Raw genomic sequence first — 21,931 nt, 5'->3', positions numbered from 1 at the left:
CATATTTTTGTCAAAGACGTAGAACATTTAATTGTAGTGTTGGAAAGTGCATCAAATGATGTGGAAGAAAACTTACTGGAAATTGCATTTTTTAATACAATTATTAAATATATAATGAATGCACGTGATGATTTACCAAAAGAGGAAGTTGCAAAAAGACTTACGGATAAAGGGAGGGAAATTTTTATGTCAGTCGCAGACCAGTTGAGAAAAGAAGGAGAAATTAAAGGTATAGAAAAGGGAATACAAGAGGGAGAAATAAAAGGAAAAAAAGAAGTTGCAAAAAGAATGTTGCAACTTAATATGAACGAGGAACAAATAATCGCTGTTACAGGTTTGTCAAAGGATGAAATAGAGCGAATAAAGGATGAATTAACTAAATAACGTGGGGTGTCCACGAAATTTTTAAAGATAACAATGAAAGTGGTTACAAAAAGCTTTTACCAAAATCTTGGGACGAGTATGTTTTAAGTTAAAAAGGCGTCCTACTAATCCGGAAAACTTACAAGGGGGAAAATATTCATTGAAAGTCGTCAGCTTATATTTTAAAGGTGAGGCTTGGATAGAAGGGAAGCCTCATCGGTAACAAGAACTCGAAGCCCATCGTGATTATTTAATAGAGAAGTTGAAAGATAAGTTAATCACTGCTGGTCAATATACTGATCATACTCATACTGGTGGATTAGTCATAACTGAAACAGATAGTTTAGCAGAAGTAGAAATGATTGCAAAGAATGATCCAGCGGTCCTTGACAAAAAATTAACGTATCAAGTACATCCTTGGGAACCATTGTTAGGAATGTTTAGCAATAAAAATTAAAAGGTGACTGAAATCCAATCACCTTTTAACATGTTTCCAAAATATTATTTTTTTGTTTTAATAACTGAATATGCTCATTTTTCAAACAGGATAAGTAATCCCGGAATTAACACACCTCGGATATTGTCAGTAAACCCAAATATGCTCGTATGTGTGAGTTTATACAGTCCGCACACTACTTAGATTCGCAAGCTTTCATTTACACTATGTTATTAATTTATAACCACATTATTCACATTAGGGATAATTAAAAAAGAACAGCAAATTATTGAAAGACTTTAAAGCACTCTTATTTAAAGAAACAAAACAAGCGAATTTACATTTCCGCTTGGTTACTGTCATTAACATGATTATTTTCACTTGCTTCTTGTTTAAACCAAAAGTAGTATTCCATCGCTGTTTCAACAGGTAAGTGTTCCAAGGTGGAGACATGGATTGGTTTTGCTCTGGAAGTTATACTAATTGTAGCAAGTCTTAATTGTTGTTCTATCCACGATTGATTTACTTCCAGTTCATCTACTTTTTCCCGTTTTGTAAGAAAAGTTTCTGTTACTAACACGCCTGTTTGAAGTTGAATCCATTTTTCAGTTTGTGCATATTTTGCCAGATAGGTTTTAGCAATCCGGTAAAAAATGAGCGAGAATGCATAAATAACGGGAACAAACCAAAATTCAGGCCAAAAGAAAAAGATAAAAAACGTGACAATGACTAACAAATAGCTCGGTTGAATTAAATTAACAAAAAGCGCCTGCTTTGGTAAAGGGTTCATTTTTTCCAGCAACTTAAATGATGGTAAAATTTCTGGGAGTAGCTCCTTAAGTTTACTTTCACCGATAAAAGGGAATATGGTATCTGTTTCCATTTCACTTTCATCAAATAGATCTCCTAAACTAACGACTTTCACTTTTACAACGTTAAAGAACCTTCTTGGGATAGATTTTTCAATTAAGAGACCGTTAACTTTTTCTCTAGGAATCGTGTAAAAGGTTTTATTAAAAATACCACGTGAAATATAGATTTGCTTATGATCGGAAGAAACTTGATAATTACCGAAACGTAAATAAGTAATGATAACGCCTGAACCAATGGATAAAATAATAAGAAATAGTAATGTTATCGTGATCAACATCCATGAATCTGTTAAAAAAGAGAAAACTTGTAAAGCAACAGTGTCCAATTTGAATAATTCGTCGATTTTTAAATAAATGGATAAAAGGACCGGAAAAATTCCAATTACATAAATAGAAGTTAGAGCAATTAGAAAAATTTCTCTGAAAGAAATTTTATAATGAAGTTTTTGTTGATCCTTTGCTACTTTTTCGTTTCGTTCATTATCGTCTTCTGGAGTGTTTAGTTTTTTCACTTGGATAATCCGTTTAATTCGCTCTGCTTCTTTATTCGAAATCATTTCAAATTTTATCACCGCATTATCCGAACTTGTTCCAGTAATAAGGGATAAAGAGGTGAGACCAACTAGACGATGAAAAACGGACGTTTGCTGTTGATGGCTCTGAATTCTATTTAATGCAATATATCTTTTATTGGAAACAAATCTACCTTCTGTGACCTCGACATTTTTATCTGTAAATAAGTATGTATGATTCTTCCATTGGAATAAAATAGTAACAATCCGAAAAATAATATATAGTATAAGTGCAATAGACCCTAATTTAACCCAAAGTGCTTCATTACGGATATTAAAAACAAAAAATATAAGTACGGGGACGATTACTTCTTTTACCGATACACCAATTTGGTAGAGTATCCATAAAGGATGTTGCCTTTTTTGCATCAATTGCTGTTCATTCATTTGCATCGTCCATTTCTAAACTGTTTTTTAAGGAGTCATCAATTTGTGCTAAATAAACAATTCTGTTACGGAGCTCTTTTGCTTTATCCACAGGTAGCGCAGGAATATCGTGAGAAGAAGCAATCGTTCCAATCGTAATTGATGACAAACCGAATTTTCTAAGGAGCGGTCCTTGATTCGTATTTACATATTCTACACGAGTCATTGGGATGATAGCATGGTATTGATGGAAGTATCCGTGTTTAATCTGAATATGATCTTTATCGATCTCATATCGCCATGTCCGTTGTAAATAAATTGGGTAGATTGTTAATTTATAAATCGTATTTAAAATAATATAACCAATAATGATAAATAAAATGACACTTATCCAGCTATACCAATTAAAATAATAGTATGCAAAAAATAGGATAGAAAGTATGATTAATTGAATAAGTGCTGAAATACTATCTCTTATGCGCCAAACGGTAATCGCTTTTGATGAAATTTTTTCACTTGGTTCTGGAAACTGCATGAATCGCTACGACCTTTCTAAAGTAAAATATAAGAACATTAACATTATAGTAACATAATACATTATTATATATAAAATTTAGTGGGGGAATTACGTTATGAGTAAACGAGCATTCTTTTTTCTATTAATTTATGTTATTACTCTAGTTGCCGGTTGGGCTTCATTAACAAATGTGGATAACTCGGGTGAAGCAAAAGGTGTGTATAACTCGAATGCATATGAATCGATAATTTGGTCGAATAATGAATTAGGTTTTTCCTTAATTGAAGAAATAAAGCCAAACGATCAGAATAATGTTTTCATTTCACCAACAAGTGCATTGATAGCAATATTAATGGCGTATAATGGGGCGAAGGGAGATACGAAAGATGAAATAGCTGAAGCTCTTGGATTAAACGAAATATCAGTTGATGAGTTGAATCGAGATGTGGCTTCACTTTTAGATAGCTTGGAGAGAGACTCGGAAGGAATAGAACTTTCCATTGCCAATTCAATCTGGGTTAATCAAGAGTTTACTTTACAAGAGGAGTTTGTAAACAAAACAAAAGACTTTTATAAGGCTGAAATCTCTCAAATAGATGTACTGGATGATGCTTCTGTGGATAAGATTAATAATTGGGTAAGTGAATCCACAAAAGATAAAATAGAAGAAATTGTAGAAGCTCCTTTAGACCCTGATTTAGTGGTATTGTTAATAAATGCGTTATATTTTAAAGGGAAATGGAAACATAAGTTTGATGTAGACAGAACGGAAACAGCTGCATTTTATACAGATGAAAAAGAAATAAAAGTGCCGATGATGGTGTTAGATGAAAAGCTTGCCTATATGGAAAATTCCTCATTCCAAGCAGTTAAACTTCCGTATGGAAAGGACGAAATGAGCATGACTATTTTTCTCCCACGTGAAAACTCAAGCATAGATGCCTTTATTAAAAATCTCACTGTGGATAACTGGAGGAAATGGAGTGCAGAATTTCAGGCGAAAAGTGGCATCATTGAGCTTCCCAAATTTCAAATTGAATATGAAGTCACTTTAAATGAACCGTTAATTCATCTAGGAATGGAAAAAGCTTTCGATGGTAAAGAAGCTGACTTTCGCCATATGTTTAAAGAAAAAGAACAATTGTGGATTGATGAAGTGAAACAAAAGACTTATATTGATGTGGATGAAGAAGGAACAGAGGCCGCAGCAGTTACAGTGATTTCTGTTGTAAGGGAATCTTCCATCGTGGAAGATACATTTTATATGGAAGTAAATCGACCATTCTTTATTACTATTACTGATGACCATACAGATGCTATATTGTTTATGGGAATTATCACAAATCCAGAAAAGAGGGAGGATCATCTTGAGGCAAGCTAAGTTATTTATTTGTTTGTTAATTCTTTTGTTAGTAAGTGGTTGTGGAAAAGAAAAAGAGTTAGAAAAGTCAGATGATCAGGCTGCTTCCGTCAAATTAGAAGATTATGAACAGCTTATTGAACCGAATAATACATTAGGATTTTCGTTGCTAAGTAAAGTTAACCCCGATGAAAATGGTAATATTTTTGTCTCACCGACCAGTGCTCTCATGGCGCTATTAATCGCTTATAATGGTGCGGATGGCGAGACAAAAAAAGAAATGGAAGAAGCTTTGGAGCTTGATGGTTTAGCTGTGGATGAAATTAATAAAGCGAATATAGCACTTGTGGATATGTTAATAAAAGATTCAGAAGGAGTCGAACTTTCTATTGCAAATTCAATTTGGTTAAATGAAGAATATCATTTTACGGAAGCGTTTAAGAAAAAAGCAATCGATTATTTCGATGCAGAAACTTCTGAAATTAATGTCTTGGATAATGCTTCAGTTGAGCAAATTAATAACTGGGTAAATGATTCTACTAATGGGAAGATTGAAGAAATTATTGAGGCTCCCTTACATTCGGATATGGTTACTTTGTTAATAAACGCATTATATTTTAATGGGAAATGGGCATATGAATTCGATGAAGAGAACACAATGGAATCAACATTTTTTTCGCCTGAAAGTGAAATGGATGTACCTTTTATGATATTGGAAGAAGAACTGGAATATGTAGAAAATGAATCTTTTCAAGCAATAAAACTTCCTTATGGAAAAGGAGAAATGAACATGCAAGTCATTCTCCCTAATGAAGATGTTTCGTTGGATGAAGTCGCCAAAGAAATGACTCCCGAAAGGTGGGAAGAATTGCAAACACAATTTAAAGAAACAAACGGCATTATAAAGCTTCCTAAGTTTCAAATTGAATATGAAACAATTTTAAATGAGGCTTTACAACAGTTAGGAATAATTTTAGCTTTTGATAAAAACGAAGCAGATTTTTCGCAGATGATCGAAGAAGACGCTCCATTATGGATTCATAAAGTGAAACAAAAAACATTTATTAATGTTAATGAGGAAGGTTCAGAAGCCGCTGGAGCGACTTCGGTGGAAATGCGAACAACCTCTGCCATTATTGGAGACGACTTTTATATGGATGTAAATCGACCATTTTTATTTACGATTAATTTGGAAGAGTCAAACGTAAATTTATTTATCGGCTTGATATCAAGGCCGGAGCAGGAGTAAGAAAAAACTGTCTAAGTAGGTAAACCTGTTTTAAACGCACCTTTATTATTAAAAACTATGTTGCCTCGGTCACATAACGGAATCTTTACGGCCATTTTATTAAAAATTAACATTCTCGCGTGCTTATTCAAGGTGAAACATATGAGAAGGGGATCGTAAGCCATTCTTGCATTTACGAGTGATTGACGTGCTAGTGACTTACGCCTGAGATAAATCTTTACGGTGGGACGAACAAAAGTGCAAATGCCCTTTGATGGGACGAGTAAGCGCAGTCCCAGGACGCCCGAGCTTTTAGCCAGTGAGAGAGACAAGAAAGTTTTATACTTTCCTATCTGCTGAAAAAAAGCTGTTGAAGTTTCAACAGCCTTATAATTTCTTATGAATCAGATCGCAACATATCAACTAATGAAAAGTCTACTTCTTTATTTTCCGATTCTTCATAACCCTTCATGTACTGGATTCTGCGCTGTGCAGCTGCAGCGGTCACTTGTTCATCTGCATGGTAAGATGAACGAACGAGTGGTCCTGATTTACAATGTTTGAAGCCTTTTTTAAGTGCGATCTCTTCAAGTTCTTTAAATTCATCTGGATGATAATATCTTTCCACATTTAAGTGCTTTTTCGTTGGTTGTAAATATTGACCAATCGTTAAAATATCGACATCATGTGCAAGCAGATCATCCATTGCTTCTAAAATTTCTTCTTTTGTTTCGCCAAGACCAACCATCATACTTGATTTTGTCGGTGTATTTGGAGCAATGTTTTTCACTCGTTGTAAAAGTTCTAGTGATCGGTCATATTTTGCGATGGCACGTACACGTTTTGTTAAGCGGCGCACCGTTTCAATATTATGGTTAAAGATATCTGGTTCAGATGACATTAACTCATGTAAACTCTCATAATCACCTTTCATATCGGAAGGTAAAATTTCAATTGTTGTGCCTGGGTTCTTTTTACGTACTTGTCGAACCGTTTCAGCAAATACAGCAGCTCCACCGTCTTTTAAATCATCGCGGGCAACGGCTGTGATCACGACATGTTTTAGCCCCATAATTTTTACAGAGTCAGCAACGCGTTCAGGCTCACCCCAGTCAAGCTCGTTTGGAAGTCCTGTTTTTACTGCGCAGAAACGACAGCCTCTCGTACATGTATCTCCTAAAATCATGAATGTAGCAGTTTTCCTTTCACTCCAGCATTCATGCAAATTTGGGCATCTCGCTTCTTCACAAACAGTATTTAATTTTTTTTCCCGCATTAATTTCTTTAAACCTTTATAGGAGTCACTCGTATTTATTTTAATTTTTAACCAATCGGGTTTACGTAAATACTCTTGCTTCTGAGTCATGATGAAACACTCCCTGCTTTTTTTCTTCTTTCTAGATTCCACTCATCCGTTTTATATTTTTTCTCCGCTAAGAAATGAATGTATTGCCAGTCTTCGTTTGTCAGTTTCATTGGTTCAACTTGTATATGTAAACTTTTGGTAAAACCTTTTAAAAATGCGTCTTTTAACATCGCATATGTATGTTTTTTTCCAGTTATATCATTGATACTAATTGCCTTTTTAATAAATGAGTTACGTTGACGCTCTCGAAGCCTTTCAGATGAAAATTTAAATAAATCAAACAGCATCTCCGAATCGAAGCTCATTGGGATAGAGCCATGTTGTAGCAATACACCATTTTTTCGTGTTTGTGCATTTCCTGAAATTTTTTTGCCGTCAACGATCATTTCGTATATTGCCGGTTGTTCGAAACAAACAGCAGAACGATCTTTGAACAACTCTCGTTCAGGTATAGCAAAATCAGCTTCAATTCCTAAAGAGCGATAGCCCTCGAGCAATCCTTGTGACAAAATATAATAAGCTTTATTGACGGAGTGAGGAATTTTTGGATGACGCTCACTCACAACAATACTGTATGTTAATTCATCATCATGTAAGACAGCACTTCCTCCTGTTAAACGTCGAACAAAATCGCAGCCGTGTTTTTCAATACCCGAAAACTCGATGCTTTTATTAACATTTTGGAAATGTCCTATAGTAAGACTTGGTTTTTTCCAACCATAGAACCTGAGCGTTGGAGGTATTTTATCTTCACTATGCCACTGAAGTAATGCTTCATCAATAGCCATATTCGTTGCCGCATCATGATGCCCACTGTCTAAAAATGCCCATGTTTCCTGCAAGTAATTCACCTCAAATTCATAGTGTTTCACTAGATGTAATCTTGTATGTATCATAACAAGAAATAAAGAGAAAGTATACTTTATAACTCACGATGATTATAACTAATTAAAATTACTTATTGCTCATTATATAATTTTAATTGTTAGAAGTGTTAGATATTAAGAACGAGATCGTTTTACAAAATCCAAGTACAATCAATGTTTGTGGATATATTTAAATTAGTTATCCACCTTATCCACATAATCCACAGATTTATCCACAAAAACTATGTACAGGTGAAAGCATTGATCTAATAATAGTTTAATATGATATCCCCAGATCTCTGTATAGAGTTGTGAATAAAAAATTCGACAATCATTGGGAACTTTTGTAACAAAAAAAGTGACCTGATGAAAGGTCACTTTTTAAGTTTATGAAGCTGTTTCCGATTCAGTTAATGTCGCAAATTTACGTTTATGCATGACGATAAAATAGGATAATGTTAATAACATGAACACAATAGTATAGAGAAGTAATATACCTGCATTTTGCCACATGACCCCAAAATCACCGCTTGAAACAACTGCTTTAAATCCGGCAACAGTATACGTCATTGGAAGTAGGGCACTTATTGGTTGTAATGCCTTTGGAATTAATTCTAATGGGAACGTTCCAGCACTTGTTGTTAACTGTAAGATGAGAATGATGATGGCCATAAAACGACCTGGATCATCAAAGCATGTAACGAGAAACTGGATTAATGTTATAAATACTAAACTCGTTAAAATCGCAAAAAGGATAAACAACGGTATGCTTTGAACTTCAACTTTTAACCCGATTAACAAGATACCACATGCGATAAGTGCTTGTAGTATACCTATTGTGAATAACCCAAGAAACTTTCTTAGAAACCAGCTAAAACCGCTTGATGGAACAACGGAAGGTTCTCTTAATGGGTAAACGATAGATAACAATAGTGCTCCTACAAATAGTCCAAGGGATAAAAAGTATGGAGTAAATCCAGTTCCATAATTCGGCACTTCATTTATTTTTTCATTCTCTACTTGCACCGGGTTAGCCATCATATTATGTGTGTCTTCTGATGCATGTACATCCCCGGCTTCATCTGCTGCTTCATGCATTTTTTCATTGAATTCACTCGTTCCATCAACTAACGAAATCATTCCATCATATAAATCATTTGATCCATCAGATAGTTGGTGTGCACCATCACTAAGTTGTATGGAACCATCTTTTAATTCAAACATGCCACTATAGAGCTTGCTTGCACCTTTTGCTAGTTCAATTGAACCGTCATTCGCTTTAGAAAAACTATTTGTAAATTTGTACATATTATTTACATAGTTATTTTGTCCGCTTATTAATTGATTAGAACCGTCTTTTAATTGATTTGTACCATCAGCAAGTTGATTTATCCCACCATATAATAAAGACTGTCCGTCATTAATTTGTGAAAGTCCACCTTGTAATTCACCAATAGGTTCATTTAGTGCCTGTTTGATTTGTGCTTCCAGACCATTTGTTGCGTCTTTTAATCCATTAGTAACTGCTTGCTCATATTCATCAAAACCAGCATTTACACTAACGACAGTTTGATTTACGGCATCATTTACACCATTTTCAATCCCGTCTTTAATCTGTGTTTTGATCATAGTTTCTAATTGCTTTTGTTGGTCTTCCGTTATTTTCACGTCTTTTAAGGCATCTTCTAGAACAGCTGTTAATTTGCCGTCGATCATTTGTTCAATTTTATTATAGTCTGGTGCAAATTCATCTAATTTATTTTCTACTTCTTGAAGAGTCTCTTCCGGAACTTCTGCGTTTCGTAAAATTTGAAGAAGTTCGTTCTTTTTCTCAGACTCTTTTTCTTTTAAATGAGCTGTTACTTCTTTTGCAATCGTATTGGAAACTGGTCCGGGGGCGGCACTAATAAATAAATTTGCTTCATTAACAATTCCCGCTGCTAGACCTTGCGATAAGCCATCAGTTAATCCTGTAGAAAGTTCTGGGGCTAATTTTTTTTCTAACCCATTTACAATGCCAGTTCGTAATTGATTCGTTCCATCCAATATGGATTCTGAACCTTTTTCTAGTTTTTTATCAATCTGTCCGGCCATTGCTTTTGGTAGTTCTTCATAAAATGTATCTAATCCATCTTTTACTTGTTTTGTACCAGTAATAAGCTGTGGAACTTTTCCTTGCATTTCTTTTACTCCACCATCAGCAACAGAAATGCCATCTGCTAATTTATTTGCTCCAGATTGTAGATCTTGAGAAGCATTCTTTAATTTATTACTGTTATCGTATAATTCGGCGATTCCTTCAGACAATGTGGTAGCTCCGTTAACTAAGTCACCTGTACCTGTTTGAGCAGTTTCGATTCCTTCGGTAAATTCAATTGACTTTTCAGCAAGTGTTTTTAAATTGTCTTTTAATTTTTCCGAGCCATCTTTTAACTCACCAGCACCATCATGTAATTCCTTAGTTGCATCACTAGCATCTTCCAAACCGTCTGCAACTTCAGTAATTTTATCGAAAATGGTTTCCGCATACGTTTCGGTAATTTTCTCTTCTAACGCCATTTCAATCTGGAGCATGGCGGTTTCTCCAATTTGTGAAGCGAGAAAGTTAAAACTCTCATTTGGAACATAAAGTAATTCTAATTTTTCTGGTGAATCATCCATTAATGTAGTTGAACGTTGTGAAAAATTTTCAGGGATTTCTATTAAAATATAATAGTCTTGATCTCTTAACCCTTGGTATCCGGCTTCTTTGTCAACAAAATGAAAGTCAAATGCATCTTCTTCTTTTAAATTATCGACCAGTTCGTCCCCAAGCGTTAAATACTCTCCTTCAAACTCATATCCATTATCTTCATTTACAATGGCAACCGGAACATCTTCTAAATGATCATATGGATCCCAAAATGCCCATAAAAACATACCAGCATAAAGGATTGGTACAAAAATAACTGCCGTAATTGCTATCATTAATTTTTTGTCTTTAAAAATGGCTAATGATTCTTTACTAAATAAAGATTTAAACATAACTACCTCCTAAAAACTATTGACCGCTTTAACCAATTGGTCAAAACAGTGTAAAAATGATGGACTACCTACTTGTTAGATAATCCATGAAAAATATAAAGCTCAAATAAATTTGCAATCTCTGCTTTCTCAAGTGGCTTCCGATTTTTTTCCCAATCAAAAATGAGTGCGACATATAATTTGAGTAAAATAAATGCGGTAATTTCGGGATCGCATTGCTTAATTTCACCTTTTTTAATTGCCCGCTCAATTTTTTCCTGGATAAACAATAGAATTGATTGTTCTAGCTTTTGTAAGACTTCGTGTACAATTGGGGTACCAATATCGCGTTCTTCTTGATAAAGTTTAATCGTTAATTGATGTTCAAGACGAAATTCTAACATTTTGTATAGTGCTTGATGTACATTTCCTCGAAACGATTTATCTTCATCAATCGCGTTTAATGCCGCTTTTTCCATATCTGAAATTAATTTTGTAATAATTTCATCGAATAATTCTTCTTTATTTTTGAAAAAAGTGTAAATAGTACCTTTTCCAACATTAGCTAGTTTTGCAACTTGATCCATTGTTGTTGCTTTATAGCCGAACAAAGAGAAAGACTTTGTAGCTGCATCTAATATTTCTTGTCTTCGGTCGATTGCCATATTTACCCTCCGCTATTAACAAGTATTGACCAAATGAACGAAACGGTCACATGGAACATGTTATTAGATTATCACATATTATTTTTAGTTGCAAGTGGGAACAGCAACGAAAAAGACGTGAATTCTAATAATTTTTTGGTGGTATTTATAACTTGAAGCGTTATAATATTAAATAAGGAAGGGAGAGAGAACGGTGCCAATAAATATTCCAGAAGGTTTACCTGCACGAAAGTTGTTAAAAGAGGAGAAAATTTTTGTGATGGATGAAGATCGTGCTAGAACGCAAGATATTCGTCCACTAAATATAGCTATTTTAAATTTAATGCCAGAAAAAGAAAAAACGGAATTACAATTATTACGATTACTTGGAAATACGCCGCTACAGGTAAATATTACATTTTTACATACGGCTACACACGTATCTAAAAATGTGAGTAAATCTCATTTAGATACATTTTATTCAACTTTTTATGATGTGAAGGACCGTCGTTTTGATGGAATGATTATTACTGGGGCTCCAATTGAACATTTTCAGTTTGAAGATGTAAACTATTGGGATGAACTGGTAGAAATAATGGAATGGACAAAAACGAATGTCACGTCAGTATTTCATATTTGTTGGGGTGCACAAGCAGCACTATACTATCATTACGGGATAGATAAATATGAACTGCCAAAAAAATGTTCCGGCATATTTACACATACTGTTCTTGATCCGACGGTAAAATTAGTTCGTGGTTTTGAAGATGTCTTTCATGCACCACACTCTAGATATACGGAAGTGGCTACAGAAGAAATAAAAAATCATCCCGATTTGCAAATATTAGCTGTTTCCGATGATGCGGGGATCTTTTTATTAAAATCAAAAGATGATAAACACATTATGGTAACAGGACATTTGGAATATGATGCAACAACGCTTCGGGATGAATATGAACGTGATTTAGCTAAGGGCTTAGATATTCATATGCCGGAGAATTATTTTCCAAATAATGATGCAAATAAAACACCATTAAATACTTGGCGTTCCCATACGCATTTATTGTTTTCTAATTGGTTAAATTATTATGTGTATCAAGAAACACCTTTTCAATGGGAATAAATACATGATGAAACTTGAGATACATAATATACTTATTTAATTTGATAAGGAACATTTTAACGAAGCCTCTATTATTAGTATCTTGTTTGAATTTCATAATTTAGGGAATGATATGATGTAGTAAAAATTTAAACAAGGGGTTGAGTAAAATGGGTAATGAAAAAGAGAAATTAATTGACGGGTTAAACACGGATCTAGCACATGAATATGGGGCAGCGATTCAGTATTCATACAGCGCTTCAGCTGTATCAGGATTATATCGTTCTGCGTTAAAACCATTTTTTGAAGAAGAAATTACGGATGAACTCGGACACGCTATGTATTTGTCGGAAAAGATTATCGCATTAGGTGGGACACCGACAACAAAAGCTGCTGAAGTTCCACAACCGACTGAGGTAAAGGATTTGCTTGAAGCGGTTCATCAAGCGGAGTCGGAAACAATTGAAAGATATGAAACTAGAAAGAAGCAAGCTGAAGAACTTGGTTTAACGGAATTGGTTGTGCAGTTAGAGGATATGATTGCTGATGAAACAAGACATAAAGAGGAAGTGGAAAGACTTCTCTCTGATCCAAGAATAAGTTAATAATAATTATAAATGACGGCAAATTATTGTCGTCATTTCTACTTTGTTGACATGTGAAAAAGCCTCAAATATAATTAATACGAATTAGAGATAAATGTGAAGGGGAAAATGGTATGAGTGACATAACTGAAAAAAATGATGAGGAACTTTCATTGAAATTATTTGTTGTACTAAGTAGAGCAATAGAATCTGTGAAAAAACAGGTAGTAAAAGACATAAAGAGCTACCAACTAAATTTAACAGAATTTGGCGTCATGGAATTTTTGTACCATAAAGGAGAACAACCAATCCAACTGATTGGAAAAAAAGTATTACTGGCAAGTAGTAGTATTACGTATGTTGTTGATAAATTAGAGGAAAAAGGCTATTTAGAAAGAATCGCATGCCCTAATGATCGTCGTGTTATTTATGGACGTTTAACAGAAAAAGGAGAAAAATTAATGGAGGAAATTTTCCCCCAGCATAAAAAAGCAATGGCGATGATATTTTCTAGTTTATCAAAAAAAGAAAAAGAACAAGCGATTGAATTATTAAAGAAAATCGGTATTTTTGCAGATTCTATATAATCTTTTCACATTATTATCTCATGTTCGTACTATTTGAATTAAATATAGTGAATAATTTTGGTTACGATAAAGGGTATCAGTTTAGCTGGAAATGATTATGCAAAAGCTGCAAGATAATGATGTTAATAAGACCAAAATAATGAGGACAGGTCGAGTAACGTTTTCGAAACGATACCCGACCTTATTTATTATTGAAATTATATTTTAGTATGGCTGTGGATAAATTACTTGATGGAAAGTATCTGTGTCTAGCTCTAGAACCAAACCAGGGAACTTGAACCCTTTTTTTAAAATCTATACTAAAAATTCCCAATACTTTTCTATGATCCATTTTATGAAAATGCAGATTATTTGCTGCTTTACTATAGTAATGTGTTTTTAGAATATTACTAAAAATCTTGCATAGAACTAGACTAGTAGATATAATAAGGTAACTAAACTGAAATTAGAAGGGGGAAAACTGTTCATGAAAAAATGGCTACAATTATTGTTAATTGCTGTAATTAGTATCCTTGTCCTCGCAGCTTGTGGCGGCGGAGATGGAGGAGCTAGTTCGGAGCCAGAAGAAGAAACAGACTCAGAGAAAGCTAATGAAGAAGAAGCAACGGAGAGTGGGGACACATATAAAATTGGTGCGACACAAATAGTAGAACACCCATCACTCGACGCTGCATACGAGGGTTTCCAAGCAGCACTTGAAGATGCTGGATTAGACGTAGAGTTTAATTATCAAAATGCACAAAACGATCAAAATAACGTAAAAACAATCTCGGATAACTTTGTTTCAGAAGATGTAGACTTAATTTTTGCTAACTCAACACCGAGTGCATTAGGTGCATTAAATGCAACGAAAGATATTCCTATTTTATTTACTTCTGTAACCGATGCAGTTGATGCTGGGTTAGTAGAAGCGATGGATAAGCCGGGCGATAATATTACTGGTGTAGTAGATTTACATCCAGATGGAATCGCCAAAACAGTAGAATTTATCGATCAGTATTTCCCAGACTCCGAAGTCGGATTACTTTATAATGCCGGAGAACAAAACTCAGTAACACAGATTGCAGCTGTTCAAGCTGCTGGCGAAGGAACTAGCCTTACGTTTGCTGAAAGAACAGTAGCAAACTCTTCAGAGGTTCAACAGGCAGCACAATCTTTAGCAGGGGATGTTGATGTACTCTACATCATTACAGATAATACAGTGGTATCCGCTTTAGATACAGTTGTAGGTGTTGCACATGAGCAGCAGATTCCATTAGTAGTAGGAGAGCCTGATTCACTCGCAAAAGGTGGTTTTGCCACATTTGGAATTGACTATTTTACAATTGGGTATAGAACTGGTGAAATGGCGGCAGAGATTTTAACAGGCGAAAAAACAGCAGGTGAAATTGATGTAGAATATCCACCAGAGATTCAGCTATATATCAATAAAGAAGCAGCAGAAGCACAAGGAATTGAATGGAATGAAGATTGGGACGATGCTGAATTTATTGAAACTGAATAAAAAATAAACCTTTCTAAATTGTGAAAACTTTAGTACAATATATAGGAAGCGGTGATAATCACTGCTTCCTTCTTTACATTTATGTAGAGAATTAACATAAAGTCAGTAAATATAACATAGATAAATAAGTTTTTCGTAATGGGGGGATGACATGTTTTTATCTTTATTTGGCGCAGTAGAATCGGGAGCTATTTATGCTATTATGGCACTTGGCGTTTATTTGACTTTTAGAGTACTAGATTTTCCCGATTTAACTGTTGATGGAAGTTTTGTTACAGGGGCTGCGGTTGCTGCCATTTCAATTATGAATGGGTTGCCACCAATATTAGGAACTATTTTGGGAGCATTGGCTGGATTTATTGCCGGATGTATTACCGGGATTCTTCATACGAAAGGGAAAATCAATGCCCTACTATCGGGGATATTAATGATGATTGCGCTTTATTCGATTAATTTACGTATTATGGGACAACCAACATTATCCCTTTTAAACGATTCCACATTGAAAACTCAGTTAGTTTCTATATGGGAGAAAACTGGTATTGATGGGGTATTAAACAATCTTCTTTCTGCCCTAGGACTAGAACGTTTTCCTGCGACATGGGGAATTGTAATTTTCATGATTTTAGTTATTATCGCTATTAAAATTATTGTCGATTACTTCTTAAAAACAGAAGTTGGTCTAGCATTACGGGCCACAGGGGACAACCAACGTATGATTCGGAGTTTTTCAGCAAACACAGATACGTTAATAATTGTTGGTGTAGGGATTTCTAACGGGCTAGTAGCTTTCTCTGGGGCGCTCATCGCACAACATGGCGGTTTTGCTGATGTTGGGATGGGGATTGGTTTAATTGTAATTGGGCTTGCTTCTGTAATTATTGGAGAAGCATTGTTTGGGACAAAAACAATTGCCAGAGCAACGTTAGCAGTAATTTTAGGTGCTGTCGTGTACCGAATTGTAGTTACATTAGCGTTACGAGTCGAATTTTTAGATACGGGTGATATGAAATTAATTACATCACTTCTTGTTATTGTAGCTCTTGTTGCACCGAAAATTTTACAGGCACAAAGGGAGAAACAGCGTCGACTTAAAAAACGAGCAGCACTTCCGATGGAGGATATTAAGAATGCTTAAATTAGAACATATATCGATTACGTTTAATGAGGGAACCCCTGATGAAAAAAGAGCATTGCAAAATATTAATTTAAAGCTTCAAAAGGGTGAATTTGTTACAGTCATCGGCGGAAACGGTGCTGGGAAATCGACTTTAATGAACATAATTTCCGGAAATTTAATATCTGATGTTGGTAATATTTCTATTGACGGAAATCGTGTCGACTATTTACCAGAATTTAAACGTTCCCAATTTATCGGTCGTGTATTCCAAGATCCAATGGCAGGAACAGCTCCTTCCATGACAATTGAAGAAAACTTAGCGATTGCATATGCGCGTAATAAACAACGTAAATTGCGGTTAGGTGTTACAAATAAACGTCGCGAAATGTTTAGAGAGTATTTAAAAACGTTAAATCTCGGTCTTGAAAGCAGGCTTAATGCAAAAGTTGGACTTCTATCAGGGGGAGAAAGGCAAGCACTTTCTCTATTAATGGCAACATTTACAGAACCAAGCATATTGCTACTTGATGAGCATACAGCTGCACTTGACCCTGCAAGAGCAGAATTAATTACTGATCTAACTTCAGAAATTGTTGAAAAATTTAATCTCACAACATTGATGGTAACGCATAATATGCAACAGGCACTTGATATGGGAGACCGGTTAATAATGATGGATGCCGGCCAAATCATCTTTGATGTACGTGGGGAAGAAAAGTCAAAACTAACTATAGAAAATTTATTAGAAGAATTCCAGCGCATTCGCGGTAGACAATTAGCTAGCGATCAAGCTGTATTAGGATAATTACAATTAAGCTGTCCTTAAGTCGAGATTGACTTGAGGGCAGTTTTTTATTTGAGATTATTTCAATGCTCTGTGGACAATCCTTGTGGTTATTTCACTTTTTGCGTGGATAAAAGGTGATCTTCCTGGTTAAATCTCAAATCGTCTGGACAACGCGTCCTCCCGTGGTTATTTCACTTTTCTCGTGGATAAAAGGTTAATCTCCGTGGTTAAATCTCGAATTGGCTGGACAACGTGTTCTCCCGTGGTTATTTTACTTTTCTCGTGGATAAAAGGTGATCTTCGTGGTTAAATCCCGAATTAGCTGGATAACGCGTTCTTCCGTGTGTATTTCGCTTTTCTCGTGGATAAATTGCGAACTTCGTGGTTAAATCTCAAATCGGCTGGACAACGTGTTCCCCCGTGTTTATTTCCTGTATTGCGTGCTTAAATCGAAATCCCCGTGGTTAAATTGTGAATTAGCTGGTTAAATGATCTTAATAAAATAGAAGTTTTGGGATAAAAAATGCTCGGGTCCGTTTCGACTCGAGCATTTTAATTATTAATATTCACTTTTACCTGCAAACCATTTTCATCAAGTTTGAGGGATTCGACCTCATAGTCGGGCAATAAGCGTTGCATTTCTGCTGCAATCTCTTCGCCTTTCCCATTTGGTACAAATGAGATCATCGTAGGGCCCGCCCCGCTAATTACTGTTCCGAAAGCTCCTAAACTCCTTGCATTCGAACGGATGTCAAAATAATTTGGAATAAGTTTTGCTCGGTAGCTTTCATGGAATAAATCGCTCTCCATCATTTTGCCAGCTAATTCATAATCTCCTGTTAACAAAGCAGAGATCATTAAATTACTAACACCACTAGCTGTTGCCGCATCTTTCATTCCAAAGTTTTCAGGAAGAACTTTCCTAGCATCTTCCGTTTTCAATTCAAAGTTTGGAATGTAGACAACTAAATCTGTATCAATGGCCGGTAGTTTTTTATAAGTTGCTTCCTCGCCCATTTTGACAGTGACGACAAATCCACCGAGTAAACAAGCTGCAACATTATCTGGATGTCCTTCAATTTTTACTGCATAATCCAATTTTTCCCGTTCTGATAAATTTAAGTTACATAGTTGATTTGCCAGTTCAATCCCGGCGACAATAGCAGATGCACTACTTCCTAAACCGCGTGCGAGCGGGATTTCACTTTCCATCGTGACTTCGGCAGGGGAGAGAGTGCAGTCATGCCAGTCTGCAACTTGTTTTGCCACTTTATAAATAAAATGATCTTCAAATTTGCGAACAGTGGGGATGAGTGATGTTGTGTGGATAAACTGCCACTCATCCGCTTCTCGTACTTGTAATGTTAAATAACGACTTACTGCAACGCCTGCAGAATCGAAACCAGGTCCAATATTTGCAGAGCTAGCAGGAACTGATATTGTAAACATACTAGTTACCTACCGTTTTTTTAATATAATCTGTTACTGCAACTTCATCGTTAGGAAGAGAAACAGGGTCAATTGTAATTTGATCGATTGCAGTTTGTGGGTCTTTTAATCCGTTACCAGTTAAAACTGCGACAACTTTGCTATCTGGGGCAATCGTACCCGCTTTAACTTGTTGAAATACTCCAGCAATGGAAGCACAGGAACCAGGTTCGGCAAAAATACCTTCTTTAGCAGGTAATGTTTTAAATGCTTCTAAAATTTCTTCATCAGAAACAGAGGTAATTATTCCACCTGATTCATCTCTTGCAGCAGTGGCCAGATGCCAACTAGCTGGATTACCGATCCGAATAGCCGTTGCAACTGTCTCAGGAGCTTTAATTGCTTCATCTTTCGTAATCGCTGCAGCACCTTCTGCTTCAAATCCATAAATTTTCGGCAAAGAAGTCTGCTTTTGTTCGTGATATTCCTTAAAACCTTTCCAATATGCACTAATATTGCCGGCATTTCCAACTGGAATCGCAAGAATATCAGGTGCTACTCCGCCAAGCTGATCAATGATTTCAAAGGCAGCCGTTTTCTGACCCTCTAGACGATAAGGATTCACAGAGTTTACAAGTGTTACAGGGTACTGTTCGCTAATATGTTGTACCATTGTTAAAGCATCATCAAAATTACCAGCGATTTGTACAATTTCAGCACCATACATAACTGCTTGTGCAAGTTTTCCCATCGCAACTTTTCCTTCAGGAATGACGACAACAGCTTTCATTCCAGCTTTGGCAGCATATGCCGCCGCCGCAGCAGATGTATTTCCGGTAGAAGCACAAATAACTGACTTACTTCCAGCTTCTTTTGCCTTTGCTACCGCCATCACCATACCGCGGTCTTTAAACGAACCAGTCGGGTTTAATCCTTCATATTTTCCGTATAATTCAATCCCGAGTTCCTTTGAAATATGTGGGAAGTGAATAAGGGGAGTATTGCCTTCATGTAAAGTTAGTGCAGGAGTTTCTTCTGTTACCGGTAAAAACGCTGCGTATTCTTTGATAAGTCCTTGCCAGTTCATTGTATTATGCATCTCCTTCAACACGGAAATAACTTTCCACCGTATCGATTACTTGTAATTGATCTAATTTGTCCATTGCTTTTTGGAAGTTTTCTAATGATGTTTTATGTGTCACTACGACAATTTCGGCGAAGCCTTTTGAAGCAGGAGTTTGCAAAATACGTTCGAAACTAATTCCTAATCGATTAAATAGATCAGAAATAGAAGCGAAAGCACCGATTTCATCTTTAACATGCAAGCGCAAGTAAAACTGACTAAAACGTTTATCCGCAGGTGTTAGTTCCTTTTTGAAACGCGGTATAACAAATTTTTTCCCGTTAACACCTAAAAGCATATTTTTAATAGCTTCCACAACATCAGACATGACCGCAGTCGCTGTCGGAAGACTTCCTGCACCTGGGCCGTAGAACATTGTTTCTCCAACCGCTTCACCGTTAACATAAACAGCATTATATTCATCATTTACTGCAGCGAGTGGATGGTTTTTCGATAAAAATGTCGGTTGAACACTTACTTCAATTTGATTGTCATGGCGGTTTGCAAACCCGATCAATTTCATTGTTAAATCTAATTTCTTCCCATACTCAATATCTGCTAGGGAGAGTTTGGAAATACCTTCGACCTCTACATCTTCAAGTTCTACACTTGTAAAGAAAGAAAGCCGAGCTAAAATTACCATTTTTCTTGCTGCATCCAGACCATCGACATCTGCGGTTGGATCAGCTTCTGCAAAACCAAGCTCTTGTGCTTTTTGAAGGGCATCTTCATAGCTTTGTCCTTCTTGATCCATTTTCGTTAAAATATAGTTAGTTGTACCATTTACAATCCCCATTACTTGCTGAATTCGATCTGATACAAGCCCATCGGTTAAAGGACGTAATAATGGAATTCCGCCGCCGACACTTGCTTCATAAAACAAGTCACAACCATTTTGACGGGCAGTTTCTTCTAGCTCTGGACCGTATAAAGCAATTAAATCTTTATTCGCGGTAACAACATGCTTTTTTGCATTTAATGCTTCTAAAATATATTCACGGGCTTCTTCAACTCCGCCCATAACCTCTACTACTACATCTATATTAGGATTGGCAAGAACTTCTGCGCTATCCGTTGTAAGTAAGCTATGGTCAAGTTCAATTTGACGTGCTTTTTCTATGTTTCGAACGAGCACCTTTTCTACTTTCACCCCACGACCGAGTTGGTGCATTAGTTCTTCCTGATGATCTTCAACAATTTTAATTACCCCAGAACCAACTACACCTAATCCTAATAATCCAATTGATATCTCTTTCCCCAAAACGTCACCTCATTTTTCCTTTACAAAATAATTCGACAAATAACTACCCGTATCGATTTATTTATAACACTACCAATTATACCACTTTTTTAAAATGTTTTGTATAGATTTTCAATTTAGTGAAAATAGCCATAATTACGTGCCATTATAAAAAACTAGTTTCTTTAATTAATTGAAATAAAAGTTGTTTAAACTTTTCCCGATCTTCGTTTGTGTATGGCTTCGGGCCTTTTGTCCGTTGACCACCTCTTCTAGCCGCAGCGCTTGCATGCCTGGAAGATAAAAGTCTGTCTATGTTTTTGTTTGTGTATTGAAAGCCTTTATGATGAAGAACAAAACATCCTTTGCCTAAACAGAGAGAGGCGAGCCCATAATCTTGAGTGATAACAATATCACCACTTTTAGCACGCTTAATGATTTCAAAGTCAGCAACATCTGCTCCTTTATCGACATAGATGATTTCGACATGAGAAGCATGCTTGTCGTGGGAAAAATGAGAAAAACTTTTTACCATTACTACTTGTAAATTGAATTTGGATGTAATTTCTATTACTTCCTCTTGAACGGGAGATGCATCTGCATCTACGTAAATTTTCATACAATCAAACCTTTCCTATAAAAAAACAGTTATGCACTAATCTCTGTTTTAGTTTTCCTTTTCTTTTTGCCAATAATATTGACAATTGCAACACTAGAAATTGCTATAAGTCCTCCAATCATGGATAAAATACTTGGAAGTTCCTTTAACCAAATCCAGGCGATGATAATAGCAATTGGTGCTTCCAAATAAAGCAAACTTGATAATTGACTTACATTTCCTAAAGATAAAGCAATTGCCCAAG

Annotated in this window: 20 protein-coding genes and 1 pseudogene; 10 read left to right on the top strand and 11 right to left on the bottom strand. The window is 35.7% G+C overall.

Annotation, left to right across the window (positions count from 1 at the left end; all coding sequences use genetic code 11):
- Positions 1-384 (top strand): RpnC/YadD family protein (locus ACPYKA_RS07400; protein ID WP_479541709.1); only part of this gene is annotated, 384 nt, incomplete at its 5' end.
- A 220-nt stretch (positions 385-604) separates the two neighbouring features.
- A pseudogene (locus tag ACPYKA_RS07395) lies at positions 605-820 on the top strand (YciI family protein); the annotation flags it as partial.
- A gap of 316 nt (positions 821-1,136) precedes the next feature.
- On the opposite strand, the gene ACPYKA_RS07390 reads toward ACPYKA_RS07395, so the two are convergent.
- Together ACPYKA_RS07390 and ACPYKA_RS07385 are read right to left on the bottom strand one after the other, a co-directional pair.
- Positions 1,137-2,630, bottom strand: coding sequence for a PH domain-containing protein (locus ACPYKA_RS07390; RefSeq protein WP_479541708.1), 1,494 nt, complete (start codon positions 2,628-2,630; stop codon positions 1,137-1,139).
- A complete protein-coding gene (locus tag ACPYKA_RS07385) occupies positions 2,623-3,144 on the bottom strand; it encodes a PH domain-containing protein (protein WP_479541707.1) in 522 nt (173 codons plus the stop codon). The genes ACPYKA_RS07390 and ACPYKA_RS07385 overlap by 8 nt, the downstream gene beginning before the upstream one ends.
- A 97-nt stretch (positions 3,145-3,241) precedes the next feature.
- On the opposite strand from ACPYKA_RS07385, the gene ACPYKA_RS07380 reads away from it, so the two are divergent.
- Both ACPYKA_RS07380 and ACPYKA_RS07375 read left to right on the top strand, forming a co-directional pair.
- Positions 3,242-4,507, top strand: coding sequence for a serpin family protein (locus ACPYKA_RS07380; RefSeq protein WP_479541706.1), 1,266 nt, complete (start codon positions 3,242-3,244; stop codon positions 4,505-4,507).
- Complete coding sequence (locus tag ACPYKA_RS07375) at positions 4,494-5,735, top strand: serpin family protein (protein ID WP_479541705.1); 1,242 nt, start codon at positions 4,494-4,496, stop codon at positions 5,733-5,735. Before ACPYKA_RS07380 ends, ACPYKA_RS07375 begins: the two co-directional genes overlap by 14 nt.
- 376 nt (positions 5,736-6,111) lie before the next feature.
- Here the strand turns inward: ACPYKA_RS07375 and lipA are convergent, their stop codons facing one another.
- The 4 genes from lipA to ACPYKA_RS07355 form a co-directional block, all read right to left on the bottom strand.
- A complete protein-coding gene (lipA, locus tag ACPYKA_RS07370) occupies positions 6,112-7,080 on the bottom strand; it encodes a lipoyl synthase (protein ID WP_479541704.1) in 969 nt (322 codons plus the stop codon).
- A complete protein-coding gene (locus tag ACPYKA_RS07365; RefSeq protein WP_479541703.1) occupies positions 7,077-7,922 on the bottom strand; it encodes a lipoate--protein ligase family protein in 846 nt (281 codons plus the stop codon). Before ACPYKA_RS07365 ends, lipA begins: the two co-directional genes overlap by 4 nt.
- A 411-nt stretch (positions 7,923-8,333) precedes the next feature.
- A complete protein-coding gene (locus ACPYKA_RS07360) occupies positions 8,334-10,970 on the bottom strand; it encodes a YhgE/Pip family protein (protein ID WP_479541702.1) in 2,637 nt (878 codons plus the stop codon).
- A gap of 68 nt (positions 10,971-11,038) precedes the next feature.
- Entirely contained in the window at positions 11,039-11,614 is a 576-nt protein-coding gene (locus tag ACPYKA_RS07355; RefSeq protein WP_479541701.1) for a TetR/AcrR family transcriptional regulator, read from the bottom strand.
- Between the two features lie 193 nt (positions 11,615-11,807).
- On the opposite strand from ACPYKA_RS07355, the gene metA reads away from it, so the two are divergent.
- The 6 genes from metA (at position 11,808) to ACPYKA_RS07325 (ending at position 17,295) form a co-directional block, all read left to right on the top strand.
- Positions 11,808-12,716: a homoserine O-acetyltransferase MetA gene (gene metA / locus ACPYKA_RS07350; RefSeq protein ID WP_479541700.1), complete on the top strand. Its 909-nt coding sequence runs from the start codon at positions 11,808-11,810 to the stop codon at positions 12,714-12,716.
- A 149-nt stretch (positions 12,717-12,865) separates the two neighbouring features.
- A complete protein-coding gene (locus ACPYKA_RS07345; protein WP_479541699.1) occupies positions 12,866-13,300 on the top strand; it encodes a ferritin-like domain-containing protein in 435 nt (144 codons plus the stop codon).
- 113 nt (positions 13,301-13,413) lie between these two features.
- Positions 13,414-13,866, top strand: a complete 453-nt coding sequence (locus ACPYKA_RS07340; protein WP_479541698.1) for a MarR family winged helix-turn-helix transcriptional regulator — start codon at positions 13,414-13,416, stop codon at positions 13,864-13,866.
- Positions 13,867-14,332: 466 nt separating this feature from the next.
- A complete protein-coding gene (locus tag ACPYKA_RS07335; protein WP_479541697.1) occupies positions 14,333-15,370 on the top strand; it encodes an ABC transporter substrate-binding protein in 1,038 nt (345 codons plus the stop codon).
- A gap of 151 nt (positions 15,371-15,521) precedes the next feature.
- The gene (locus tag ACPYKA_RS07330; RefSeq protein ID WP_479541696.1) at positions 15,522-16,508 is read left to right on the top strand and encodes an ABC transporter permease; all 987 of its coding nucleotides are present in this window, start codon (positions 15,522-15,524) and stop codon (positions 16,506-16,508) included.
- Positions 16,501-17,295 (top strand): ABC transporter ATP-binding protein, encoded by a 795-nt coding sequence (locus ACPYKA_RS07325; protein ID WP_479541695.1) that lies wholly within the window; start codon positions 16,501-16,503, stop codon positions 17,293-17,295. The genes ACPYKA_RS07330 and ACPYKA_RS07325 overlap by 8 nt, the downstream gene beginning before the upstream one ends.
- Before the next feature lie 534 nt (positions 17,296-17,829).
- Here ACPYKA_RS07325 and thrB read toward each other — a convergent pair.
- The 5 genes from thrB to ACPYKA_RS07300 all read right to left on the bottom strand — a co-directional run.
- Positions 17,830-18,726, bottom strand: a complete 897-nt coding sequence (thrB, locus tag ACPYKA_RS07320) for a homoserine kinase (protein ID WP_479541694.1) — start codon at positions 18,724-18,726, stop codon at positions 17,830-17,832.
- 1 nt (position 18,727) lies between these two features.
- Positions 18,728-19,792, bottom strand: coding sequence for a threonine synthase (gene thrC / locus ACPYKA_RS07315; RefSeq protein WP_479541693.1), 1,065 nt, complete (start codon positions 19,790-19,792; stop codon positions 18,728-18,730).
- A 4-nt stretch (positions 19,793-19,796) separates the two neighbouring features.
- Positions 19,797-21,089, bottom strand: a complete 1,293-nt coding sequence (locus ACPYKA_RS07310; RefSeq protein WP_479541692.1) for a homoserine dehydrogenase — start codon at positions 21,087-21,089, stop codon at positions 19,797-19,799.
- A 145-nt stretch (positions 21,090-21,234) separates the two neighbouring features.
- Positions 21,235-21,687 carry a YaiI/YqxD family protein gene (locus tag ACPYKA_RS07305; protein WP_479541691.1) on the bottom strand — a complete coding sequence of 151 codons (453 nt, stop codon included), beginning with the start codon at positions 21,685-21,687 and terminating at the stop codon, positions 21,235-21,237.
- Between the two features lie 29 nt (positions 21,688-21,716).
- Positions 21,717-21,931, bottom strand: a 215-nt coding sequence (locus tag ACPYKA_RS07300; RefSeq protein WP_479541690.1) for an EamA family transporter, incomplete at its 5' end; no start/stop codon positions are given.

The organism is Pseudogracilibacillus amylolyticus (SeqCode) (assembly GCF_051918545.1).
In the GTDB taxonomy this organism is placed as follows: Bacteria; Bacillota; Bacilli; order Bacillales; family Amphibacillaceae; genus Pseudogracilibacillus.
This window is presented reverse-complemented; position numbering and strand designations above follow the sequence as displayed.

Coding starts and splice junctions, on each gene's coding strand:
- lipA (WP_479541704.1), bottom strand. CDS start 7,080: ATGACTCAGAAGCAAGAGTATTTACGTAAACCCGATTGGTTAAAAATT.
- ACPYKA_RS07345 (WP_479541699.1), top strand. CDS start 12,866: ATGGGTAATGAAAAAGAGAAATTAATTGACGGGTTAAACACGGATCTA.
- ACPYKA_RS07335 (WP_479541697.1), top strand. CDS start 14,333: ATGAAAAAATGGCTACAATTATTGTTAATTGCTGTAATTAGTATCCTT.
- thrB (WP_479541694.1), bottom strand. CDS start 18,726: ATGTTTACAATATCAGTTCCTGCTAGCTCTGCAAATATTGGACCTGGT.
- ACPYKA_RS07385 (WP_479541707.1), bottom strand. CDS start 3,144: ATGCAGTTTCCAGAACCAAGTGAAAAAATTTCATCAAAAGCGATTACC.
- ACPYKA_RS07360 (WP_479541702.1), bottom strand. CDS start 10,970: ATGTTTAAATCTTTATTTAGTAAAGAATCATTAGCCATTTTTAAAGAC.
- ACPYKA_RS07325 (WP_479541695.1), top strand. CDS start 16,501: ATGCTTAAATTAGAACATATATCGATTACGTTTAATGAGGGAACCCCT.
- ACPYKA_RS07355 (WP_479541701.1), bottom strand. CDS start 11,614: ATGGCAATCGACCGAAGACAAGAAATATTAGATGCAGCTACAAAGTCT.
- thrC (WP_479541693.1), bottom strand. CDS start 19,792: ATGAACTGGCAAGGACTTATCAAAGAATACGCAGCGTTTTTACCGGTA.
- ACPYKA_RS07305 (WP_479541691.1), bottom strand. CDS start 21,687: ATGAAAATTTACGTAGATGCAGATGCATCTCCCGTTCAAGAGGAAGTA.
- ACPYKA_RS07380 (WP_479541706.1), top strand. CDS start 3,242: ATGAGTAAACGAGCATTCTTTTTTCTATTAATTTATGTTATTACTCTA.
- ACPYKA_RS07340 (WP_479541698.1), top strand. CDS start 13,414: ATGAGTGACATAACTGAAAAAAATGATGAGGAACTTTCATTGAAATTA.
- ACPYKA_RS07330 (WP_479541696.1), top strand. CDS start 15,522: ATGTTTTTATCTTTATTTGGCGCAGTAGAATCGGGAGCTATTTATGCT.
- ACPYKA_RS07390 (WP_479541708.1), bottom strand. CDS start 2,630: ATGAATGAACAGCAATTGATGCAAAAAAGGCAACATCCTTTATGGATA.